Here is a 22,090-nt window from a genome sequence, read left to right as displayed (position 1 = left end):
ATGACCACAAACACCGCACCAGATTCACCCCAGGCCTCTCCGCTTGCTCCTGAATGGCTGGCTGTCCCGGAGGACCTTAACGTCCTCCAGGCACCGATGTGGGCGGCCGGTGTGGAGAAGAACGACGCCGGTGAGGTCACCATTGACGGGATTTCAGTCAGCGACCTCAAGGCGCAGTTTGGCACGCCACTCTTTGTGATGAGCGAATCCGACTTCCGTGCGCGTGCCCGTGCTTTCAAGGACGCCTTCGACGACGCTTTCACTGACATCTGCGGGGGAGTGGATGTCTACTACGCGGGAAAATCCTTCCTCTGCACGGCTGTGGCACAGTGGGTAGCTGAGGAAGGCCTTCGCCTGGACACCTGTTCCGGGGGCGAACTGGCTGTTGCCGCCCGCGCCGGAATCCCTGGGGCCAATTTGGGCCTCCACGGCAACAACAAATCCGACGCGGAGATCAACCGGGCGCTGGATATGAGGGTGGGCCGCATCGTGGTGGACAGCCTCGATGAATTGGAACGCGTAGCCAAGATTGCTTCCAGCCGCGGCGAAACCGCCAAGGTCATGCTGCGCCTCACGCCAGGGGTGCACGCCCACACCCACGAATTCATCGCCACAGCGCACGAAGACCAGAAGTTTGGCCTCTCCATGGCGGAGGACTCCACCGAGGAAGCCGGCCTGTCCGCAGCTGAGGAAGCCGTTGCCGCCGCGACGTCATACCCGAGTGTGGAGCTCCTGGGGTTGCACTGCCACATCGGTTCCCAGATCTTCGAGGCGGACGGATTCGCGCTGGCCGCGGAAAAACTCCTCGGCTTTCAGGCAGCGATGCAGGCCAAATACTCCGTCGTCCTGCCTGAATTGGACCTCGGGGGCGGCTACGGTATCGCCTATACGCCAGAGGACACTCCCCGCCCTGCAGCTGAAATCGCGCAGGCGATGGCCGCCGTCGTGCGTTCAAAGTGCGCGGAACTCGGCATCGAAGCGCCCCGCGTTTCCATCGAACCCGGACGCGCGATCGTCGGGAGCACCACATTCACTTTGTATGAGGTAGGAACGCTTAAAACTGTTCGCGTGGACGTTCCGGGCACCGAAACAGGTCTTGAGAACGTTACGTATCCGCGTCGGTATGTGTCGGTGGACGGCGGAATGAGCGACAACGCCCGTCCGGTGCTTTACGACGCGGATTATTCGGCGATTTTGGCGTCCCGCGACTCCGATGCAGCTCCGCAACTGTCCCGCGTAGTGGGCAAACATTGCGAGAGCGGCGACATAGTTGTTAGAGATGTATATCTGCCCGCGGATGTGGCAGCCGGTGATTTGCTCGCAGTACCGGGTACCGGCGCATATTGCTGGGCCCTCTCCAGCAACTACAACTACCTGGCCCGGCCTGGCGTTGTCGCTGTGCGCGACGGAGCCGCCAGGCTCATTGTCCGCGGGGAAACCGAAGAAGATCTCTTGAACCGCGACATGGGAGTGGCGAATGTCTGAAGTGCGAACCCTGAAGGTGGCCCTGCTGGGCTGTGGCAATGTAGGGGCCCAGGTCGCGCGCATTCTTATTGACGACGCCGAGGCACTGGCCGCCCGCAGTGGCGCCCGCCTCGAGCTGTCCGGTATTGCCGTGCGCAACCTCGACTCGCCGCGCGACGTCGAACTGCCGCGTGAACTCTTTACCACGGACGCCGAGACCCTCGTCAAGGACGCAGACCTCGTGATCGAGCTCATGGGCGGCATCGAACCCGCGCGTACGCTCATCGTCACCGCCATCCAGAATGGCGCCTGCGTTGTCACCGGCAACAAGGCACTGCTCGCGCAAGATGGCCCCACTCTCTACGAAGAGGCTGACAAGGCCGGCGTTCAGCTGTCCTACGAAGCTGCGGTTGCCGGTGCTATTCCCATCCTGCGCCCGATCCGCGACAGCCTCTCCGGCGATCGCATTACGAGGGTTCTCGGGATCGTGAACGGGACCACCAACTTCATCCTTGACCAGATGGACAGCACTGGCGCACAGTTTGCGGACGCCCTTGCCGAAGCCCAGCGGCTCGGTTATGCCGAAGCAGATCCCACTGCCGACGTCGAGGGCCATGACGCAGCGGCCAAGGCAGCGATCCTGGCATCGTTGTCCTTCCATACAAGGTTCTCCCTGGACGACGTCTACTGCGAAGGGATCACCAAGGTCAGTGCTGCGGACATCGCTTCGGCCAAGGAAGCCGGCTTCGTCATCAAGCTTTTGGCCATCGCTGAGAAAATCGAAGCCTCAGGGAACGGCAGCGGAATTTCGGTGCGCGTGCACCCCACCCTCCTGCCGCGCGAACACCCGTTGGCAGCAGTCCGTGGCGCATTCAACGCAGTCTTCATTGAAGCCGAAAACGCTGGTGAACTGATGTTCTACGGCCAGGGTGCCGGGGGCACTCCCACTGCCTCTGCTGTGTTGGGCGACCTCGTCTCCGCTGCCCGGCGGTTGGTCCTTGGCGGCCCCCGGCCGCACGGAAACAACTACTGGTCATGTTCCGGCACTGTCCATTGATGCCTCCACTACGAGTTACTACATCGGTCTGGATGTAGCAGACCAGGCAGGTGTGCTGGCTCGCATCGCCCACATTTTTGCGGAGAACGGCGTATCCATCGAGATCATGCGTCAAACGATCCACCGCGATGCCGCCTCGAATGTTGAGTCGGCTGAGCTGAAAATCGTGACGCACCGTGCATCCGAAGCTGCACTCGCAGCAACCGTCGAGGCCGTCAAGGGCCTTGACGTCATCAATTCTGTGACATCCGTACTGCGGGTAGAAGGGGTCTAAGTGGCTCACCAATGGCGCGGAGTAATCCGCGAATACGCTGATCGTTTGCCTGTAACGGAAGCCACGAAGGTCATCACCCTCGGCGAGGGCGGCACCCCGCTCGTCCACGCACAGAAGCTTTCCGAGCTGACCGGCTCGCAGGTGTACCTGAAGGTCGAAGGCATGAACCCCACGGGTTCCTTCAAGGACCGGGGCATGACCATGGCTATGACGGCAGCCGTCGAAGCCGGCGCCAAGGCTGTTGTATGTGCTTCGACCGGCAACACCTCGGCCTCGGCCGCGGCTTACGCAACGGCCGCAGGCCTCAAGTGCGCTGTGCTGGTCCCCGAAGGCAAGATCTCCATGGGCAAGCTCAGCCAGGCAATCGCGCACGGCGCCACGCTGCTGCAGGTGGACGGCAACTTCGACAACTGCCTGGACATCGCCCGCAAGCTGGGCGAGTCCTACCCGGTCTTCCTGGTGAACTCGGTCAACCCTGCCCGTATCCAGGGCCAGAAGACCGGTGCCTTCGAAGTTGTGGACTCCCTGGGCGATGCCCCGGATATCCACGTTCTGCCCGTGGGCAATGCCGGCAACATCACTGCCTACTGGAAGGGATACAAGGAGTACGCCGCTCCCTTCGAGACTGCCAACGGTACACTGCCGGCCGTCTCCAGCAAGACACCCATCATGTGGGGTTTCCAGGCTGCGGGTGCTGCGCCGTTCGTTGCAGGGCACCCGATCACTGAACCGGACACCATTGCCACTGCCATCCGCATCGGCAACCCGGCATCATGGGACACGGCTGTCGCCGCCCGTGACGAATCCGGTGGCCTGATTGAAGCTGTCACGGATGAGGAAATCCTGGACGCCCACCGTTGGCTCTCTTCCAAGGAAGGCGTCTTCGTCGAGCCCGGCTCGGCTGCCGGCGTGGCAGGCCTGATCAAGAAACACGCTGCTGGTGAGGTTCCGTCCGGCAAGACCATCGTCATCACCGTTACCGGCCACGGACTGAAGGACCCCCAGTGGGCCCTCCGCACGCAGGACGGTAGCGATGTCCAGCCGGTCAAGGTGTCCAACGATGTCGTAACCGTTGCCGCGGAACTGGGACTGGAAGAAAAATAAGAGTGGAACAAACGCAGCCCACCGCGACCGATCGTAGACTCGTCGCGGCAGGCCAGCGGCTGACCGTCAAGGTCCCCGGTACGAGTGCCAACCTGGGTCCCGGCTACGACAGCCTCGGCTTGGCCCTTTCAATTTATGACACCTTGACGGTGGAAACGCTCACCACCGGAGAGCTCGAGTTCGAGCTCTCCGGTGAGGGCGCCGATACCCTTCCGCGCGACTCCAGCCACTTGGTGGTGCGTGCGATCGACCTTGCCTTGGAACGTTTGGGTTTCCGGCACTCCGGGCTAAGGATCACTGCTGACAACGTCAATCCGCATGGACGCGGGCTCGGTTCCTCAGCTTCCGCAGTTGTAGCCGCCGTTACTGCCGCCAATTCCTTGGTTCCAGAAGAGGCGCAGCAGGATCTTGACTGGATCCTGCAGCTGACCAGCGAAATGGAAGGCCACCCGGACAACGTCGCCCCCGCCATTTTCGGCGGGCTGGCGCTGTCATGGCAGGACAGCGAGCAGTACAGCAGTACGCGTGCTGAAGTGGCCCAATCCGTGGTTCCCGTGGTGGCGGTTCCGGATTATGAACTCTCCACCGAAACCGCCCGCGGACTTTTGCCCGCGTCGGTGGGCCACCATGCTGCGGCGATGAACTCCGGACGTGCAGCGTTGCTGATCCACGCGTTGACCACGCAGCCGGAATTCCTGCTGCCCGGTACCGAAGACTACCTGCACCAGAGCTACCGTGCCGAAGCGATGCGGCCCAGCGCGGACCTACTTGCGGCACTGCGGACGGCCGGTCACGCTGCCGTGGTTTCCGGTGCCGGTCCTACTGTCATGGTCCTGGCCAACGGCCCCGGCGAAGCGGCAACCGTTGTCGAATTCATCGAGGCGTTTACTGCCACCAACACACCCAACGTCGGTTGGCACGTGATGACGCTGGCTGTGGACGTTGAAGGTGCTAGAGTGGAAGTGCACCGGCGGTAAAGCCGCGGGCAGTTCCCTGATTTTGGATTTCGGCGGTTTCGCTGTTCCTTTCGTCAACTGTGCCAACGTCTGGCGGTGCCGTCTCCTTCCGGCCTGTCTCAGGTGCCGCAGAACTCTCTCTGTTCCCTGAATATTCAGTCGGCTGTCCGGGCAACTGGGTTCAGTGAAGACGATCAGTATCCGGCCCTGTTGGCCACAATCCATCAGGCACGGCCGAAATCACCGGCTGCAGATCTGAACTGCAGCCCAGAACAAATCATCGCGTCCAGCTCTCGCTCTGGACGCCGTCGAGGGGGAAGGATCCTTCGTGACAGAAACCACTGAGCTGGCTTCAGCTGTGGACACAACAACTTCTGCTGCTGAGTCGTCAACAGCAGCAACCACCAAGAGCAGCGGCCTTGCAGGCCTTAAGCTCGCCCAGCTCCAGGCTCTTGCCAGCCAGCTGGGGATTTCCGGTGGGTCCCGTATGCGTAAGGGGGACTTGGTTACAGCCATTTCCGCCCATCGTGCAGGGACTTCTACCGCCAAGGCCCCGGCCAAGGCGTCGACGAAGGCTGCCACCGCGCCCAAGGCAGCCCCGGCTGCCGAGGCCAAGGTTGCGGAGAAGAGCGCTCCTGCCGCTGAAGTGGGCACGGAAGCGCCGGCCCAGGAAGCCCCTCGTGGACGTGGACGTGGCCGTAGCCGCCGCGCCACCAGCGATGGCGTCGTTGCCGCGGCAGAGGCCGCTGCACCTGCTGAAGCGCCGGCCCGCGCCGGTGTCAGAGCCCGAGGCAGCACCGGAAGGCAGCGAAGCCGCCACCGAGCGTCGCCAGCCCCGCACCCGTAACCGTCGTCGCAGCGAGACTGCTGCAGCTCCGGACGAAACTGCAGAAGCCCCGGCCGCCGAGCAGCGTGGCGAGCGGACCGAACAGCGCGAACAGCGCGCCGAGCGGACCGAACAGCGCGCCGAGCGTACTGACCAGCGTGAACAGCGTGCCGAACGTACGGAACAGCGCGAACAGCGCGAACAGGCCGACTCTGGCGATCAGTCGCGTGAACGTCGTGACTCCCGCGGCCGCCGCGAGGACACCAACGACCTCGAAGATACGGGCAATCGCCGCAACCGCAGGAACCGCCGTGATCGCAACGATCAGAACGAGCGCAGCGACCGTCGTGGCGGTCAGGAGAGCCGGGACGGCAACACCCGCAGCGACCGCTTCCGCGACCGCAACGAACGCCGTCGCGGCCGTGCGCAGGGCCCGGATGTTGATGACATCGAGGTTACCGAAGACGACGTCCTGCTCCCCGTAGCAGGCATCCTGGACGTCCTGGAGAACTACGCATTCATCCGGACTTCCGGCTACCTCCCCGGCGCGAACGACGTCTACGTTTCGCTGGCACAGGTCAAGAAGTACAACCTCCGCAAGGGAGACGCCGTCGTGGGCGCCATCCGTGCGCCACGCGAAGGTGAAGACCGCAACCAGCAGTCCTCGCGCCAGAAGTTCAACGCCCTCGTTCGTGTTACTTCGGTCAACGGCAAGACTCCTGAAGAGCTCAAGGACCGCGTCGAGTTCGCCAAACTCGTGCCGCTGTACCCGTCCGAGCGCCTGCGCCTGGAAACCGACCCCAAGAAGATCGGTCCGCGTGTCATCGACCTCGTGGCTCCGATCGGCAAGGGCCAGCGTGGCCTGATCGTCTCCCCGCCCAAGGCCGGAAAGACGCTCATCCTGCAGTCCATTGCGAACGCGATCACCACCAACAATCCTGAGGTCCACCTCATGATGGTGTTGGTTGACGAACGTCCCGAAGAAGTCACGGACATGCAGCGCACCGTCAAGGGTGAGGTCATTGCCTCCACCTTCGACCGTCCCGCAGATGACCACACCACGGTTGCCGAGCTCTCCATCGAACGCGCCAAGCGCCTCGTCGAAATGGGCATGGATGTGGTGGTCCTCCTGGACTCCATGACCCGCCTGGGCCGCGCCTACAACCTGGCAGCACCAGCCTCCGGCCGTATCCTGTCCGGTGGTGTGGACTCCGCAGCGCTCTACCCGCCGAAGCGCTTCTTCGGTGCTGCCCGCAACATCGAAAACGGTGGCTCGCTGACCATCCTGGCAACGGCTCTGGTCGAGACCGGCTCCAAGATGGACGAGGTTATCTTCGAGGAGTTCAAGGGCACCGGCAACATGGAGCTCCGCCTGTCCCGTCAGCTGGCAGACAAGCGAATCTTCCCGGCCGTGGACGTCAACGCGTCCGGCACGCGTCGCGAAGAGAACCTGCTCTCACCGGAAGAAGTCAAGATCATGTGGAAGCTGCGCCGGGTCCTTTCAGGCCTTGAGCAGCAGCAGAGCCTTGAGCTGCTGACGAACAAGATCCGGGAGACGCAAAGCAACGTCGAGTTCCTCATGCAGGTTCAGAAGACGACGCTTGGAGCGAAGTCGGACAACGACAAATAGCTGCCTACTGAGCCGCTGATTCTGCTGCCCCCGCCCCTACGCGTGGTGGCCACGTCCTTACGGACTTGGCCACCACGCTCCGGCAGGCCCGAAGCCACTCCCGGGGCAGCAGAATCGGCGGCTCGTTCCGTTCCCGGCCCACCTTCCCTGGCCGGCATATTTTGAGCGGTCTTTGTTTAACCGGAGATCCTTGGCTCGGCACCACAAGTGCTCAGCGCGGCGTGTGTTGGCACAGCCGACGAGGGATGTACGTAGCCCCTCGTCGCAGTTATTAGACTTGTTGAAGTCGAAAGAGGTTTGAAAATGTTTGAGTCCGTTCAGGGATTGCTTGATGAACATGCTGCTATCCAGGCGCAGTTGAGTGATCCTGCTGTTTATGCCGATCAGTCTGCGGCCCGGAAACTGGGGCGGCGTTCCGCCCAGCTCCAGGGCATTGTGGAGGCGTACAACAAGTGGCGCGGACTCAATGACGACCTCGAGGCGGCCAAGGAAATGGCTGCCGAGGATCCCGATTTCGCCGCAGAGGTGGAGGTGCTGCAGGAGCAGATTCCTGCTGCCCAGGAGAAGTTGCGCCGTTTGCTGATTCCCCGTGATCCTGACGACGCCCGCAACGTCATCCTTGAGGTCAAGGGTGGCGAAGGCGGCGACGAAGCTGCGTTGTTCGCTGGTGACCTTCTGCGTATGTACATGCGTTACGCCGAGTCCCGGGGTTGGAAGACCGAGATGATATCCGCCACGGAGTCTGACCTGGGTGGGTACAAGGACGTGTCCGTGGCCATCAAGGGCAACTCGAACGACCCCGCGGAGGGCGTCTTTGCGCGGTTGAAGTTCGAGGGCGGCGTGCACCGGGTACAGCGCGTTCCGGTTACAGAGTCGCAGGGCCGTATCCACACGTCCGCAGCCGGTGTCCTGGTGCTTCCGGAAGTGGATGAACCCGAAGAACTGGAAATCAACCAGAACGACCTCAAGATCGACGTCTACCGTTCCTCCGGTCCCGGCGGCCAGTCCGTCAACACCACCGACTCCGCAGTTCGTATCACCCACTTGCCTACGGGCATCGTGGTGGCCATGCAAAACGAAAAGTCGCAGTTGCAGAACCGTGAAGCCGGTATGCGCGTGCTTCGTGCCCGGCTCCTGGCCCACCAGCAGGAACAGATCGACGCCGCCAACTCCGAACAGCGCAAGTCGCAGATCCGTACGATGGACCGCTCGGAGCGCATCCGCACCTACAACTTCCCGGAAAACCGGATCGCGGACCACCGCACCGGGTATAAGGGCCTACAACCTCGACGCCGTGATGAATGGTGATCTGGAACCGGTCATCCAGTCGGCGATTGAAGCCGACGAGCAGTCGCGCCTGGACGCCCTGGGCGAATAGCAGAGCACCGCCAGCTCCCGATTTCCAGCTGTCAGGGCATAGATATGACGATTTTCCCAGGCCAGAGCCTCGCGGACGCCGTTCGCGAGGCCACTGCGGTTTTATCCGACGCCGGAGTCCCCACCCCGCGCGTCGATGCCGAACTTCTAGCGGAGCACCTGTTGGGCGTGGGGCTGGGCCGGTTGCGGGCAATGCTCCTGGGTGATTCGCCCGCACCTGAAGGCTACGCCGAACTGGTGGCTGAGCGTGCCGGGCGCGTCCCGCTTCAGCACATCACCGGCGTCGCGTATTTCCGCCACCTTGAGCTGCGGGTGGGCCCTGGCGTATTCATCCCCAGGCCCGAAACGGAATCCGTTGTCCAGCTTGTCATCGACCACGTGGCCGGAATGTCCCACCCCAAGATCGTGGACCTCGGAACCGGTTCCGGAGCCATTGCCGGTTCAATCGCCCAGGAGGTTCCAGGGGCTGAAGTCCATGCCGTGGAGTTCAGCACTTTTGCCCATGCCTGGGCCAGCAGGAACCTTGAACCGCTGGGCGTCCACCTGGTCCAGGGTGATCTTAGGGATGCCTTGCCCGAACACAACGGCTCCTTTGACGTTGTGGTGTCCAATCCTCCGTACATCCCTGCCGAAGCCATCCCGAACGAGCCGGAAGTTGCGCTGCATGATCCGCCCGAAGCACTGTACGGCGGGGGAGCGGATGGCATGGAACTCCCGACGGCGGCAGCGGCTACCGCGGGCCGCCTCCTGAAAGCCGGCGGCTACTTCGTGATGGAACACGCAGAAGTCCAGGCGGATTGGATCAGCGGCATGTTGCGTCGAGCGGGACGTTGGCAGGACATCATGACGCACTTTGACCTCAACGGCAAGGAACGTGCCACGAGTGCGGTGCTGGCAAACAAGGCTCCTGATGAGTGAAAGAATAGCGCTGTGACCACAACCTACAATTGCACTTCCGATGACCAGCGGGCTGAAGGACTTCAGCACGCGCAGCGTGCCATCAGCGAAAAGAAGTGCATCGTGCTGCCGACGGACACCGTGTACGGCATTGCAGCTGACGCCTTTTCCCCCTTGGCCGTGACAATGTTGTTGGCTTCCAAGGGCCGTAGCCGGCAAATGCCCCCTCCGGTCCTGATTCCGCGCATCAATGCCCTGGACGGACTCGCGAGCGATGTATCCGCCAACGCCAGGGCCTTGGCGCAGGCGTTCTGGCCCGGTGGATTGACGCTCATCCTCCACGCCCAGCCGTCTTTGGATTGGGACCTGGGTGATACCAAGGGCACGGTGGCCCTGCGGATGCCCGACGACGAACTCGCACTGGAGCTCCTGGGCCTTACAGGGCCCCGCTGGCTGTGTCATCGGCCAACCGCACGGGCCAGGAAGCAGCACAGACCGCCTCAGAGGCGCGGCTCCAGCTCGCAGATTCCGTGGAAGTTTACCTTGAAGGCGGCTTCCGGCCCGTGAAGGGTACTGCTGCACTGCCTTCCACCATCGTGGATGCGACCTCCGAACCCTTCCGGGTGGTACGTCAGGGCGCCATCTCCCTGGAACGCTTGCGTGAAGTTGTTCCTTCCGTCCTCGGCGTTGACGAGCCTGTACCTTCTGTTGCTCCGGCGGCAGAAACCGCGGCAGCAGCACAGGAAAAACCTGTCTCCGAAGCGGCCACGGCGCAGGACGCACCTGTCGAAGTAACGGAAGCACCCGCCGTCGAGGATCCGGCGCCTGCTGTATCAGCATCGGCACCCGACGCCCCACGTGAAGCCAAACCCGAATGATTCCGGAACGCCAGCGCGTCCCCGTCCTTGACGTAGACGCGACTCCGCTGCGCGTCAATGAATTGATCGATGCACTGGATGGACTCATCTCCACCGGAACCACCCGCACTGTGCTCGGACACAATCTTCACAGCATTACGCTGTTCCACTCGTGCGCAGATTTCCGTTCACTTTACGATCAAAGCTCGATCGTCCTCCTCGACGGCGCCCCGGTAGCCATGCTTTGGGGCTTGGCCCACAAACGGCAACTGAAGCCCCTGGGACAAGGCCCCATGGCCTACCGGCTTGGATCCATGGACTGGATCCCGGCTCTTGGGGGAGTGAAGGGGCTGGAACGGGTCGCCGTGATCGGCGCCGGACGGGCGGCAAATACGCAGGCGGTGGCCCGGCTGCGCACCATCATTCCTGATGCGACGGTAGATGGAATGCCCGGCGAAGGATGGGACGAGGCCTTGGAAATGGCTGTCGTGGAGTGGTTGGACCGCTTCCGTCCTCAACTGGTGCTGCTGGGCCTTGGCATGCCGCTCCAGGAGACGGTGCTGCATCGGCGACTCACTCAGTTTCCGCCCGCTGTGTATTGTGCCGTTGGCGGTGCCATTGAACAGGTGGCCGGCGTCCAGAAGCTCGCGCCGCGTTGGCTCGGGCGCCTTGGGCTCGAATGGGCGTGGCGCCTGGTTCTCCATCCGGGCCGTGTTGCCTACAGAGTTTTTGTTGAACCGTGGAAGTTGGCGGGCCTGTTGATTCGGCGCCACTTCCAGCCATCCCAGACCAAAGGCAAGTAAATGACGTCCAAACCCGTTGTGGTCGCCGTTGTGGTGACCTATAACCGGCGTGAACTCCTTGAGACCACCTTGGCCGGCATCACCGCCGGGACCGAGGTGCCGGACGCCGTCGTCGTCGTGGACAACGCCTCCACAGACGAAACTGCGGAGTTCCTCAGGGCCTATCGGGGAGCTGTGCCCACGGACGTTGTTACGCTCAACGCCAACGTGGGCGGCGCCGGGGGATTTGTTGTGGGCATGGAGCGCGCAGTTCCTGGACCACGGCGCTGACCACGTCTGGATCATGGACGACGACACCGAACCGCAGCCCGGCGCACTTCGCGAGGCGCTGGATGTGTCCGAGGCTTATGAACAGGAAACCGGGGAAGCTCCCGCGTTCATCGCGAGCCGGGTGGTGTGGACGGATGGTCGCGACCACCCAATGAACCGCATGCGTCCACGCATCGGTGCCAGCGAGGCGGCGCGCAGCACCGCTGCCCGGCTAGGAGCGGTTCAGATCCGCAGCGCATCCTTCGTCTCTGTCCTGATTCGCGCTGACGAGATCCGGCGTCACGGACTGCCCATTGCCGATTACTTCATCTGGAACGATGACCTCGAATACACGGCCAGGGTTTCGCGCCGGGGAACTGCCCTCGCTACCAGTGCGTCGGTTGCCAGTCATCACACCAAAGTGTTTGGAGATGCAGGGGCGGACCCCGGCCCCCGGTTCTACTACGAAGTTCGTAACAAGCTCTGGGTCTACACGAGATCCAACGCCCTGGCTCCTTGGGAAAAGGTCCTCTTTACGGGAGCTTCGCTACGCAATTGGGCCAAGACCATTGCTGCGTCGTCAAACCGCAAAATACTGCTTGATGGCTTGTTCAAGGGCCTGCGCCATAGTTTGAAGGCGCCCCGGTCCAACGCCGAAGTGCTCAAGGGGATCTACGCCCTGCGTAACGTCCAGGAGCCTGCCAGGTAGAAGCCGGCCGCGTGGCTACAGCACATCAGCTGTAGTCTTGCGGCTGCGTCACGCCGGTGGCCACGACCATTGGCATTAGTATCGTGACTAGAGTCCACAGAAATCCCAGCATCATTTGGCACAGCCGGTGCAGGCATGGCGACGGAGTAGTTCCATTTATCGACAGACAGAAATCCACACCTTGACCTGCCCGGAACTACACGGCTTTCCAGCGATGCACCGGCTGCATACGTTGGTCCGTGCAGCTGATTCCGGCATTGTGCTGCTTTCCGGAGCCGCGTCATGATTATGTACCTGCTGATGGCGCTCACGGCTGCCTTGGTATCCTATGCCGGCACGTGGGGAGCCCGCGTACTCGGTAACAAATTACGGCTTTACCGTCCCATCCGCAGCAGGGACATGCACTCCGCACTCATCTCAAAACTGGGCGGGCTTGGCATCTTTGCAGGCTTTTTTGTTGCCCTTGTGGTGGCAAGCAACTCGTTCTTCGTGAAGGACATATTCAGGCATAACGATGCTCCGTGGGGCATCTTGGCCGGAGCAGTCGTGATCGTCGCAGTGGGGGTCGCGGACGACATCCTCGATATCCGCTGGTGGATCAAGCTCCTGGGGCAGGCAACAGCGGCTTTCATCGTCGCCATTTGGGGTGTGAGGATGTCCGTGGTTCCGTTCATCCCCGAACCGATCCTGATTGAATCCGAGCTCGTCCAGATTGTCCTGACAGCAGGGCTGATTGTTACCACCATGAACGCCGTCAACTTCATTGATGGGCTGGATGGATTGGCTGCAGGTGTAGCCACCATAGGCGGCGGTGCCTTCTTCCTCACTGCGTACTGGGTCCATCGGAACAACCCATCCACTGACAATTCAGACCTTGCGACACTCCTGATGGCGATCCTGGTGGGCGGCTGCATAGGATTCCTGCCGCACAACTGGTTTCCAGCCAAGATCTTCATGGGGGACTCCGGTGCCATGCTCATCGGTCTCCTCATGGCTTCAGCCGGCGTAGTGGCAACGGGGCAAATCGGATCCGGGCTCTATGACCGCGCCAACGGCATCCCGACGATCATCCCGATCCTCCTGCCGTTCGCCGTGCTGTCCCTTCCGCTCCTGGATTTCGGAATGGCCGTGGTTCGCAGGACCGCCCGGGGACAGTCTCCTTGGTCCGCAGACCGTGGGCACCTCCACCACAAGCTCGTGGACCTCGGCTACTCGCACCGCACCGCCGTCGTCATGCTTTATGTCTGGACGTGCATCCTGGCGTTCGGCGGGGTGGCGTTCGCAGTGTTCCCTTGGCAGATTGTGTTGATCGTGGTGGTTGTTGCTGCTCTCGTCATGGCCGCTGTTACCGCATGGCCGTACTTCACGCGGAATACCGCGGGCCCGGGGGAGCGCTCATGACTTCCGGTTATGGTCACAGTTCTATCTCATGTAGAATTCTTTCTGCGGACAGTCACTCGCCCGTAACCCCACTTTGAGAATATGGCACCCGTGCCACGAGGATTGGTATCCCCATGACATCCAACGCCGATTCCGGACGCCCGTCCGGTAAACGCGCTGTTGGAGTTTCCGGGGAAACCTCCAACCTGTGGCTGCGCTTGCTGCTCTTGAGCTCCGCTGCTGCTCTGGCCGGATTGCTCGTGACGAGTATCGTCGCTGCGTTCATGAATGGTGGCCAAGGTGCGCTTTCAGCAGCATTCGGTGCCGCGCTGGTCATGCTCTTCTTTGCGATCAGCCTTCTGATCGGTCATTTCGTTGGCCGCAATAATCCTTCCGGCGCCGTCGGCCTGTTCGTGGCGACGTACTTCGTAAAAGTCGTCGGCTTTGCCGTGATCCTCTTTGTGATCGGTACTCCCGCCTGGTTGCACGGCCGATGGTTCGTGATCGGCGCAGTTGTGGCTGTCATCCTTTGGCAGTCTGCAGAGATTTACGGTTTCAGCAAAGCCCGCCTCCAGATCTACAACGATCCTGCGGATGGGAAGGGTGGCACGGATGTCTCTGCGTAAGCGCAAGTCCCTGTCAAGCCACACTCCGTCGCAAGGTTCGGCCAACGATTCTGCCGACGCCGGAAACGATGGTGGATACAACGCCGGCATCGCCGTCTTCAGCTACATCGTTGGCGGGATCATTGTCTGGAGTTTGATAGGCTGGGGTCTGGATAATCTGTGGGGGACCCGCTGGATTGTGCTCCTTGGCGCTCTGCTGGGAGCCGCAGGAGGGTTCTATCTTTCCCATATGCACGGCCTCACCAGGCAAAGCTCTTCTTCTGGCGAGAGCAACGCAGACAGCGGTCCGTCCACGGACGGGGACAGTAATGCCAAATAATTTCACACGGAATATGGATGCGTCGAGCGCGTCCGGCTTCCAACCAATGCCCAATGATGGACACAGCAGAGAGGAAACGCGTTGATCGCGCTTGCGCTCCCCGCCCAGGATTCGGGGTCATTCACCCCACCCGGAATCGACGAAATGCACCTGCCGGCAATCCTGCCTTGGGGTGCGCACGATGGCTTCTCCAAGCAGATGCTGCTGGTGATCCTTTCGGTCGTCATTATCGCTACATTCTTCATCCTCGCTGCACGTAAGCAGCAGCTGGTTCCCGGCAAGCTGCAGTTCGCAGGCGAAATGGCCTATGGCTTCGTCCGCAACAGCATCGCCAAGGACATCATCGGCGGCAAGGACTTCATCAAGTACGTCCCGCTGTTGTTCAGCTTGTTCTTCTTCATTCTGGTGAACAACATCTACGGCGCCATCCCGCTGATCCAGCTCCCGAGCTTCTCGCACGTTGGCGGCGCCTATGTGCTGGCCGGCATCGTGTACTTCACCTGGATTGCCATCGGCATCAAGAAGAACGGGCTGAAGTATTTCAAGCTCGCAACCGTTCCGTCTGGTGTGCCGTGGTACATCCTGCCGATCGTTGTTCCGATCGAAATCATCTCCAACTTCCTGGTCCGCCCCGTTACGCACAGCCTCCGTCTGTTCGCGACCATGCTGGCCGGCCACCTGATCGTCATGCTCGCCGGTTCCGGTATTGAGTTCCTGATCATGCAGGAGAACGTCCTTTTGAAGGGCACGTCGGTTCTCGTCCTTGTTGGCGCTATTGCCATGTACATGCTCGAGGCCCTCATCATGGCCCTGCAGGGCCCTACGTGTTCACGCTGCTGACCGCGATCTACATTGAAGGCGCCCTGCACGCCGACAGCCACTAGGCTCAAAACTTCCCCTTGAGGGGATTGAAGTAAACCAAACAACCTGCCACATGGGTGGCATCTTGAAAGGAAAAAAATGGAAGGCAATCTCAACCTCGTAGGTTACGGTCTGTCCGCAATCGGCGGTGGTATCGGTGTGGGTCTCGTATTCGCGGCTTACATCAACGGTGTTGCTCGTCAGCCGGAAGCTCAGCGCGTGCTGCAGCCGATCGCATTCCTTGGTCTGGCACTGACCGAAGCTCTTGCCATCCTCGGCCTCGTCTTCGCTTTCGTTCTCTAGTCTTCGACTTTCGAACAAAGCGAATTCCGCAACCGAGTAGATAGGACGGGTGAAATATGAATCAGCTGATCATCTCAGCCGCCACTGAAGGCGAAGAGGCCGCTAACCCTCTCGTTCCCAATGTTTGGGAAATGGGCGTCGTCCTCGTCGGCTTTGCTGTCCTCCTGTACATCGTGGTCAAGTTCATTGTCCCGATGTTCGAGAAGACCTTCGCAGAGCGCGCCGAAGCGATTGAAGGTGGCATCGCAAAGGCAGAAAAGGCACAGGCCGAAGCTTCTGCAGCTCTTGAAGAGTACAAGCAGCAGCTCACCGACGCCCGCGCCGAAGCCAACCGGATCCGCGAAGAAGCACGCGCTGAAGGCGCCCAGATCCTCGCGGACCTCAAGGCCAAGGCTGCTGCCGAGTCTGCCCGCATCACAGAGCAGGCACACGCTGCCATTGAGTCCGAGCGCCAGGCAGCCGTTGTCTCGCTTCGCTCAGAGGTTGGCACTTTGGCTACCACGTTGGCTGGCCGCATCGTTGGTGAAGCACTCACTGATGATGAGCGTGCCGCACGCGTTGTGGACCGCTTCCTGGCAGATCTGGAGACCCAGAACGCAGGTGCAGCTAAGTAATGGCAGGTATATCGAGCGAATCGCTGACCACGGCGCTGGCGCAGTTGGAAGCCAAGCTTCCTTTTGCCTCGCTGCAGTTGGCAAAGGACCTCTTCGGAATCCTGGGAACGGTGGACAGCTCGGCTGGCTTGCGCCGCGCCCTGACTGACCCGTCCCGTAGTGGAGACGAGAAGTCGGCGCTGGTCAAGCAGCTGGTTAGCGGAAAAGTCTCCGCTGATGCTGCTGAAATCGCGGGCGGACTGGCTGGCTTGCGCTGGGCATCTGCACGCGATATCGGCGATGCACTCGAGACTCTTGCCGCCACGGTTGTCATTGCCGTAGCTGAAAACAAGTCGGCCGTTTCTGCCTCTGGTATTACGGGGCTGGAAGAGCTGGAAAACGATCTGTTTGCTTTCAACCAGGCCGTCGCTTCCAGCCACGAAGTACAACGTGCTCTGTCTGAGCCGCAGGCATCCGCCGCGGCCAAGGTGGTCCTGGCCGAGAAACTTGTTCCTGGCAGCAGCGAGGAAGCAAAGGTTCTCATTGGCCAGGCCGTAACTCAGCCGCGCGGTGTCAAGCCGAGCAAGCTCGTCGAGTCCTTCGCCAAGCTTGCAGCCAAGCGTCAGCAGCGCTGGATTGCAACTGTCAGCGTTACCCGTCCGTTGACGGAAACGCAGGCCAGCCGTCTGCAGGCCGGGCTGAATGCCCTGTACGGCCGCGAGCTGAAGGTCAACGTCAATGTTGACCCCCGCCTGATTGGTGGAATCCGGGTTCAGGTGGGTGATGAAGTGCTTGACGCTTCTGTTATCGGCCGCCTGACCGACCTCCGCCGTCAGCTCGCTGTCTAGCGAAGACAAAGCACAACTTAACTGATATAAAACCCGGTCATCGTGAGCAACGATGATCACGAAAACAGGAGAGCAGGGACTGCAGATGGCCGAATTGACCATCAACGCCGACGACGTCCGTAATGCGTTGAACGAGTTCGCGGCGTCCTACGAACCCGGAAACGCAGAGCGCGTAGAGGTTGGTCGTGTGACCACCGCAAGTGACGGCATCGCCCGTGTTGAGGGTCTTCCCTCGGTCATGGCGAACGAGCTGCTTCGCTTCGAAGATGGCACGCTGGGCCTCGCCCAGAACCTTGACGTCCGCGAGATCGGTGTCATTATCCTCGGTGACTTCACCGGTATCGAAGAAGGCCAGGAAGTTCACCGCACCGGTGAGATCCTGTCCGTTCCGGTTGGCGATGCCTTCCTCGGTCGCGTTGTCGACCCGCTGGGCCAGCCGATCGACGACCTCGGCGAGATCAAGGCCGAGACCACCCGTGCACTGGAACTCCAGGCTCCGGGCGTCACCGAGCGCAAGTCGGTTCACGAGCCGATGCAGACCGGCCTCAAGGCTATCGACGCCATGATTCCGATCGGCCGCGGCCAGCGTCAGCTGATCATCGGTGACCGCCAGACCGGCAAGACCGCAATCGCTGTGGACACCATCATCAACCAGAAGGCCAACTGGGCTTCCGGCGATGTTACCAAGCAGGTACGTTGCGTCTACGTTGGTGTTGGCCAGAAGGCTTCCACCATTGCCGCAGTACGCCAGACCCTTGAGGATCACGGCGCGCTGGAGTACACCACCATCGTGGCCTCCCCGGCCTCGGACCCTGCCGGATTCAAGTACCTGGCACCGTATGCAGGCTCGGCCATCGGCCAGCACTGGATGTACGGTGGCAAGCACGTTCTGGTGATCTTCGATGACCTGTCCAAGCAGGCTGAAGCCTACCGCGCCGTGTCGCTGCTGCTGCGTCGTCCGCCGGGACGCGAAGCTTACCCCGGTGACGTCTTCTACTTGCACTCCCGCTTGCTGGAGCGTTGCGCAAAGCTCTCCGACGAGCTCGGCGCAGGTTCGATGACCGGTCTTCCGATCGTCGAAACCAAGGCAAACGACGTTTCCGCCTACATCCCCACCAACGTGATCTCCATCACGGATGGTCAGATCTTCCTCCAGTCGGACCTCTTCAACGCCAACCAGCGCCCTGCTGTTGACGTTGGTGTGTCCGTCTCCCGCGTTGGTGGCGCTGCCCAGGTCAAGTCCATGAAGAAGGTCTCCGGTACCTTGAAGCTGGACCTGGCCCAGTACCGCGACATGCAGGCATTCGCCATGTTCGCCTCTGACCTGGATGCGGCTTCCCGCCAGCAGCTGACCCGTGGCGCACGCCTGATGGAACTGCTCAAGCAGGGCCAGTACTCACCGTTCCCGGTTGAGGACCAGGTTGTTTCCATCTGGGCCGGCACCAACGGCTACCTGGACGACGTCCCGGTTGAAGACATCAGCCGCTTCGAGTCCGAGTTCCTGGAGCACCTGAAGCACAAGTCCTCCATCCTGACCACGCTGGCTCAGACCAACGTCCTGGATGACGACACCGCCGCAGCCTTGAAGGAAGCAATCGTTTCCTTCAAGAAGGGCTTCTTCGGTGAAGGCGACGACCGTCTGGTTGGCGCCGGCCACGAAGAGCACGAAGCGATTTCCGGCGGCGACGTCGACCAGGAAAAGATCGTCAAGCAGAAGCGCTAGTTTCGATGACCTGTTCTGCCGGGGTCCTCAAGGGGCCCCGGCAGGGCAGTACGTCGGGAACTTAGGAAAGGATAAGTATGGGAGCCCAGATTCGGGTCTACCGTCAGAAGATCAGCTCGACGACGTCGATGCGCAAGATCTTCAAGGCGATGGAACTGATCGCTACCTCGCGCATCGGTAAGGCCCGCGCCCGCGTAGCAGCTTCACTGCCTTACGCGAACGCGATTACCCGTGCCGTTTCTGCTGTCGCAAGTCAGAGCGAAATCGACCACCCGCTGACCACTGAGCCGGAGCAGATCCGCCGTGCCGCAGTCCTGATTATCACTTCAGACCGTGGCCTTGCAGGATCCTACTCCGCGAGTGTGCTGAAGCAGGCTGAAGGTCTCACCGAGCTTCTTCACGCAGAAGGCAAGGAAGTCAAGGCGTACCTGGTGGGCCGCAAGGCGCAGGCGTACTTCGATTTCCGCAACCGTGACTACGCCCGCAATTGGACTGGCGGCACGGATGCACCGGAATTCGAAACCGCACAGGAAGTCGGAGCTGCACTCCTCGAAGACTTCGCCACCGACTACGAAGAAGGTGGCGTGGACGAAATCCACGTCGTATACACCCGCTTCAAGTCCATGGTGACGCAGGAGCCGACGGTTATCCGTTTGCTTCCTCTGGAAGTCGTCGAAGAAGAAGCCGCTTCGGAGTCCGACCTGCTGCCGTTGTACGAGTTCGAACCGGAAACGGAGCAGGTCCTTGATGCCCTGCTTCCGCGTTACATCGAATCCCGCATCTTTGCAGCCATGCTGCAGGCCGCAGCTTCCGAGCTCGCAGCCCGCCAGCGTGCCATGAAGTCGGCCGGTGACAACGCTACGGAACTGATCAAGAAGTACACGCGCCTTCGCAACACGGCCCGCCAGGCCGAGATTACGCAGGAGCTTTCCGAAATCGTGGCCGGCGCCGACGCCCTCGCGTCCTAGCCGGTAACGGATTCGGCTCGAAGCCGCACCTGCACCAAACAGATAAACTTAACCCCACGCCATCTACTGAGTGAAGTGAGAGAGATGACTGCCACTGCTACCGAACACGTAGCAACGGCCGGTGCCACCGGCCGCATTGCCCGTGTTATTGGTCCGGTTGTCGACGTCGAATTCCCGGCTGACGCAATCCCCTCGATTTACAACGCTCTGACCACTGAGATCACACTCAATGGCCAGACCAAGACCATCACGTTCGAGACCTCCCAGCACCTGGGTGACAACCTCGTCCGCGCCATCTCCCTGCAGGCTACCGACGGACTCGTCCGCGGAACCACCGTGCAGGACTCGGGTGCTCCGATCTCCGTGCCCGTCGGCGACGGCGTCAAGGGCCACATCTTCAACGTCCTCGGCAAGCCGCTGGACGTCGAAGAATCCGAGATCAAGGCTGACGCCTACTGGCCGATCCACCGCAAGGCTCCGGCCTTCGCTTCCCTCGAGGGCTCCACGGAGATGCTCGAGACCGGCATCAAGGTCATCGACCTCCTCACCCCGTACATCAAGGGTGGAAAGATCGGCCTGTTCGGTGGCGCCGGTGTTGGCAAGACCGTTCTGATCCAGGAAATGATCACCCGTGTTGCCCGCAACTTCGGTGGTACTTCCGTATTCGCCGGTGTTGGCGAGCGTACCCGTGAAGGTAACGACCTCTGGGTTGAAATGGAAGAGGCCGGCGTTCTCAAGGACACCGCTCTTGTCTTCGGCCAGATGGATGAGCCGCCGGGAACGCGTCTGCGCGTGGCCCTGTCCGCACTGACCATGGCGGAGTACTTCCGCGATGTTCAGAACCAGGACGTGTTGCTCTTCATTGACAACATCTTCCGCTTCACGCAGGCAGGTTCGGAAGTTTCCACGCTGCTTGGCCGTATGCCGTCCGCTGTGGGTTACCAGCCGAACCTTGCTGACGAGATGGGCCTCCTCCAGGAGCGCATCACGTCCACCAAGGGTCACTCCATCACGTCGATGCAGGCTATTTACGTGCCTGCTGATGACTACACCGACCCGGCTCCGGCAACGACCTTCGCACACCTCGACGCGACCACGGAACTTTCCCGTGAAATCGCCTCCCGTGGTCTGTACCCGGCCGTTGACCCGCTGACGTCGACTTCCCGCATCCTGGACCCCCAGTACATCGGCAAGGACCACTACAACACGGCTGTCCGTGTCAAGCAGATCCTGCAGAAGAACAAGGAACTCCAGGACATCATCGCCATCCTCGGCGTTGACGAACTGTCTGAAGAAGACAAGATCGTCGTGTCGCGTGCACGCCGTATCCAGCAGTTCCTGTCCCAGAACACCTACACCGCCAAGCAGTTCACCGGCGTTGAAGGCTCCACCGTGTCCATCAAGGACACTGTGGAAGGCTTCACCGCTATCTGCGACGGCGAGCTGGACCACATCGCAGAGCAGGCGTTCTTCAACGTCGGTGGCCCTGGATGACGTCGAGCGCAACTGGGCCAAGATCCAGGAACAGACCAAGTAGTATGGCTGAGCTCGAGGTTGAGATTGTCGCAGCGGACCACTTTGTGTGGTCCGGCGCGGCCAAGATGGTGAAGGCCCGCACCAGCGATGGTGAAATCGGAATCCTGCCGGGCCACTCGCCCCTCCTGGCCATCCTGGCCGAGGGTGAGCTGGCAATCCAGCCGGTTTCCGGTGACCGTATTGCGGTAGTTGTTGACGGTGGTTTCTTCTCCGTCGACAACGATCGTGTGGTCATTGTTGCTGACAACGCCCAACTGGGCGAAGCGGCTACAGCGGGGATCCGATAGCACGACCTTGATGGACGATTCCCTTATTCCGTTCATCGCCCTGGCAACGGCGTTTGCGTTGCTGATTTTTTCACTGTGCCTTTTTGGGGTGCGCCGCTTCAATCTGCGGCGCGCCCTGGGCACGGTCGACGCCTCCATTTGCACGGCTGGAAACAGCTGGCAGATGGGGGTTTGTCGTTATCAGGACAATGAACTTGAGTGGTTCCGCTTGATGTCCCTGAGCGTGATCCCAAAACACAGATATAAACGCAGTTCGTTGGAGCTGCTTGGCCGGCGTCAACCCACTGAGGATGAGCTCGTCAAGGTGCAGCCCGGCGTCGTCGTGGTTGAACTCCAATATGAAGGTAAGAAGTTCATGCTTGCCATGAACTTCGATGCCTATGCCGGTCTTTCTTCCTGGCTCGAGGCCGGACCTGTCATCGGCGTCGGAACCTGGCGTTAGG

General features: G+C 61.1%; 17 protein-coding genes and 6 pseudogenes. All 23 read left to right on the top strand.

Annotated elements, in window-relative coordinates; translation table 11 throughout:
- The 23 genes and pseudogenes from lysA (at window position 1) to LDP01_RS06155 (ending at window position 22,089) form a co-directional block, all read left to right on the top strand.
- Window positions 1–1,485 carry a diaminopimelate decarboxylase gene (gene lysA, locus LDP01_RS06265; protein ID WP_224087997.1) on the top strand — a complete coding sequence of 495 codons (1,485 nt, stop codon included), beginning with the start codon at window positions 1–3 and terminating at the stop codon, window positions 1,483–1,485.
- Window positions 1,478–2,795, top strand: a pseudogene (locus LDP01_RS06260) (homoserine dehydrogenase). The gene lysA and the pseudogene LDP01_RS06260 overlap by 8 nt, the downstream one beginning before the upstream one ends.
- Complete coding sequence (gene thrC / locus LDP01_RS06255; RefSeq protein WP_224087996.1) at window positions 2,796–3,899, top strand: threonine synthase; 1,104 nt, start codon at window positions 2,796–2,798, stop codon at window positions 3,897–3,899. It begins immediately after the preceding pseudogene.
- A 2-nt stretch (window positions 3,900–3,901) separates the two neighbouring features.
- Window positions 3,902–4,876 carry a homoserine kinase gene (gene thrB / locus LDP01_RS06250; RefSeq protein WP_224087995.1) on the top strand — a complete coding sequence of 325 codons (975 nt, stop codon included), beginning with the start codon at window positions 3,902–3,904 and terminating at the stop codon, window positions 4,874–4,876.
- Between the two features lie 307 nt (window positions 4,877–5,183).
- Window positions 5,184–7,311, top strand: a pseudogene (gene rho, locus LDP01_RS06245) (transcription termination factor Rho).
- A 303-nt stretch (window positions 7,312–7,614) separates the two neighbouring features.
- A pseudogene (gene prfA, locus LDP01_RS06240) lies at window positions 7,615–8,689 on the top strand (peptide chain release factor 1).
- A 44-nt stretch (window positions 8,690–8,733) separates the two neighbouring features.
- Window positions 8,734–9,606, top strand: coding sequence for a peptide chain release factor N(5)-glutamine methyltransferase (gene prmC / locus LDP01_RS06235; protein WP_224087994.1), 873 nt, complete (start codon window positions 8,734–8,736; stop codon window positions 9,604–9,606).
- Window positions 9,607–9,618: 12 nt separating this feature from the next.
- Window positions 9,619–10,463, top strand: a pseudogene (locus LDP01_RS06230) (L-threonylcarbamoyladenylate synthase).
- Window positions 10,460–11,245, top strand: coding sequence for a WecB/TagA/CpsF family glycosyltransferase (locus tag LDP01_RS06225; protein ID WP_224087993.1), 786 nt, complete (start codon window positions 10,460–10,462; stop codon window positions 11,243–11,245). The pseudogene LDP01_RS06230 and the gene LDP01_RS06225 overlap by 4 nt, the downstream one beginning before the upstream one ends.
- Window positions 11,246–11,515 (top strand): glycosyltransferase, encoded by a 270-nt coding sequence (locus LDP01_RS06220; RefSeq protein ID WP_224087992.1) that lies wholly within the window; start codon window positions 11,246–11,248, stop codon window positions 11,513–11,515.
- Window positions 11,475–12,203, top strand: coding sequence for a glycosyltransferase family protein (locus tag LDP01_RS06215; protein WP_224087991.1), 729 nt, complete (start codon window positions 11,475–11,477; stop codon window positions 12,201–12,203). Before LDP01_RS06220 ends, LDP01_RS06215 begins: the two co-directional genes overlap by 41 nt.
- A gap of 282 nt (window positions 12,204–12,485) precedes the next feature.
- The gene (locus LDP01_RS06210; RefSeq protein ID WP_224087989.1) at window positions 12,486–13,604 is read left to right on the top strand and encodes an MraY family glycosyltransferase; all 1,119 of its coding nucleotides are present in this window, start codon (window positions 12,486–12,488) and stop codon (window positions 13,602–13,604) included.
- A 113-nt stretch (window positions 13,605–13,717) separates the two neighbouring features.
- Entirely contained in the window at window positions 13,718–14,209 is a 492-nt protein-coding gene (locus LDP01_RS06205) for a Cg1360 family ATP-synthase-associated protein (RefSeq protein WP_224087988.1), read from the top strand.
- Complete coding sequence (locus LDP01_RS06200) at window positions 14,196–14,528, top strand: hypothetical protein (protein WP_224087987.1); 333 nt, start codon at window positions 14,196–14,198, stop codon at window positions 14,526–14,528. The genes LDP01_RS06205 and LDP01_RS06200 overlap by 14 nt, the downstream gene beginning before the upstream one ends.
- A gap of 81 nt (window positions 14,529–14,609) precedes the next feature.
- Window positions 14,610–15,412: pseudogene (gene atpB / locus LDP01_RS06195) on the top strand (F0F1 ATP synthase subunit A).
- Between the two features lie 76 nt (window positions 15,413–15,488).
- Window positions 15,489–15,692, top strand: coding sequence for an ATP synthase F0 subunit C (atpE, locus tag LDP01_RS06190; protein WP_009356484.1), 204 nt, complete (start codon window positions 15,489–15,491; stop codon window positions 15,690–15,692).
- A 56-nt stretch (window positions 15,693–15,748) separates the two neighbouring features.
- A complete protein-coding gene (locus LDP01_RS06185; RefSeq protein ID WP_224087986.1) occupies window positions 15,749–16,306 on the top strand; it encodes a F0F1 ATP synthase subunit B in 558 nt (185 codons plus the stop codon).
- On the top strand, window positions 16,306–17,133 hold the full coding sequence (locus LDP01_RS06180; protein WP_224087985.1) for a F0F1 ATP synthase subunit delta: 828 nt from the start codon (window positions 16,306–16,308) through the stop codon (window positions 17,131–17,133). Before LDP01_RS06185 ends, LDP01_RS06180 begins: the two co-directional genes overlap by 1 nt.
- Window positions 17,134–17,218: 85 nt before the next feature.
- Window positions 17,219–18,856: a F0F1 ATP synthase subunit alpha gene (gene atpA / locus LDP01_RS06175; protein ID WP_216924164.1), complete on the top strand. Its 1,638-nt coding sequence runs from the start codon at window positions 17,219–17,221 to the stop codon at window positions 18,854–18,856.
- A gap of 77 nt (window positions 18,857–18,933) precedes the next feature.
- Window positions 18,934–19,824 carry a F0F1 ATP synthase subunit gamma gene (locus LDP01_RS06170; protein WP_224087984.1) on the top strand — a complete coding sequence of 297 codons (891 nt, stop codon included), beginning with the start codon at window positions 18,934–18,936 and terminating at the stop codon, window positions 19,822–19,824.
- An 84-nt stretch (window positions 19,825–19,908) separates the two neighbouring features.
- Window positions 19,909–21,361: pseudogene (gene atpD / locus LDP01_RS06165) on the top strand (F0F1 ATP synthase subunit beta).
- Between the two features lies 1 nt (window position 21,362).
- Window positions 21,363–21,647, top strand: a complete 285-nt coding sequence (locus LDP01_RS06160) for a F0F1 ATP synthase subunit epsilon (RefSeq protein ID WP_216923952.1) — start codon at window positions 21,363–21,365, stop codon at window positions 21,645–21,647.
- Between the two features lie 10 nt (window positions 21,648–21,657).
- Window positions 21,658–22,089: a DUF2550 domain-containing protein gene (locus LDP01_RS06155; RefSeq protein WP_224091077.1), complete on the top strand. Its 432-nt coding sequence runs from the start codon at window positions 21,658–21,660 to the stop codon at window positions 22,087–22,089.
- The last annotated feature ends 1 nt before the right edge of the window (window position 22,090 follow it).

Origin of the sequence: Arthrobacter sp. StoSoilB13, from assembly GCF_019977255.1 — a bacterium.
Classification (GTDB): domain Bacteria; phylum Actinomycetota; class Actinomycetes; order Actinomycetales; family Micrococcaceae; genus Arthrobacter.
The sequence above is the reverse complement of the archived record's forward strand: the minus strand, read 5'-3'. Positions and strand labels throughout refer to the sequence as shown.

Coding starts and splice junctions, on each gene's coding strand:
- lysA (WP_224087997.1), top strand. CDS start 1: ATGACCACAAACACCGCACCAGATTCACCCCAGGCCTCTCCGCTTGCT.
- prmC (WP_224087994.1), top strand. CDS start 8,734: ATGACGATTTTCCCAGGCCAGAGCCTCGCGGACGCCGTTCGCGAGGCC.
- LDP01_RS06225 (WP_224087993.1), top strand. CDS start 10,460: ATGATTCCGGAACGCCAGCGCGTCCCCGTCCTTGACGTAGACGCGACT.
- LDP01_RS06220 (WP_224087992.1), top strand. CDS start 11,246: ATGACGTCCAAACCCGTTGTGGTCGCCGTTGTGGTGACCTATAACCGG.
- LDP01_RS06210 (WP_224087989.1), top strand. CDS start 12,486: ATGATTATGTACCTGCTGATGGCGCTCACGGCTGCCTTGGTATCCTAT.
- LDP01_RS06205 (WP_224087988.1), top strand. CDS start 13,718: ATGACATCCAACGCCGATTCCGGACGCCCGTCCGGTAAACGCGCTGTT.
- LDP01_RS06200 (WP_224087987.1), top strand. CDS start 14,196: ATGTCTCTGCGTAAGCGCAAGTCCCTGTCAAGCCACACTCCGTCGCAA.
- atpE (WP_009356484.1), top strand. CDS start 15,489: ATGGAAGGCAATCTCAACCTCGTAGGTTACGGTCTGTCCGCAATCGGC.
- LDP01_RS06185 (WP_224087986.1), top strand. CDS start 15,749: ATGAATCAGCTGATCATCTCAGCCGCCACTGAAGGCGAAGAGGCCGCT.
- LDP01_RS06180 (WP_224087985.1), top strand. CDS start 16,306: ATGGCAGGTATATCGAGCGAATCGCTGACCACGGCGCTGGCGCAGTTG.
- atpA (WP_216924164.1), top strand. CDS start 17,219: ATGGCCGAATTGACCATCAACGCCGACGACGTCCGTAATGCGTTGAAC.
- LDP01_RS06170 (WP_224087984.1), top strand. CDS start 18,934: ATGGGAGCCCAGATTCGGGTCTACCGTCAGAAGATCAGCTCGACGACG.
- LDP01_RS06160 (WP_216923952.1), top strand. CDS start 21,363: ATGGCTGAGCTCGAGGTTGAGATTGTCGCAGCGGACCACTTTGTGTGG.
- LDP01_RS06155 (WP_224091077.1), top strand. CDS start 21,658: ATGGACGATTCCCTTATTCCGTTCATCGCCCTGGCAACGGCGTTTGCG.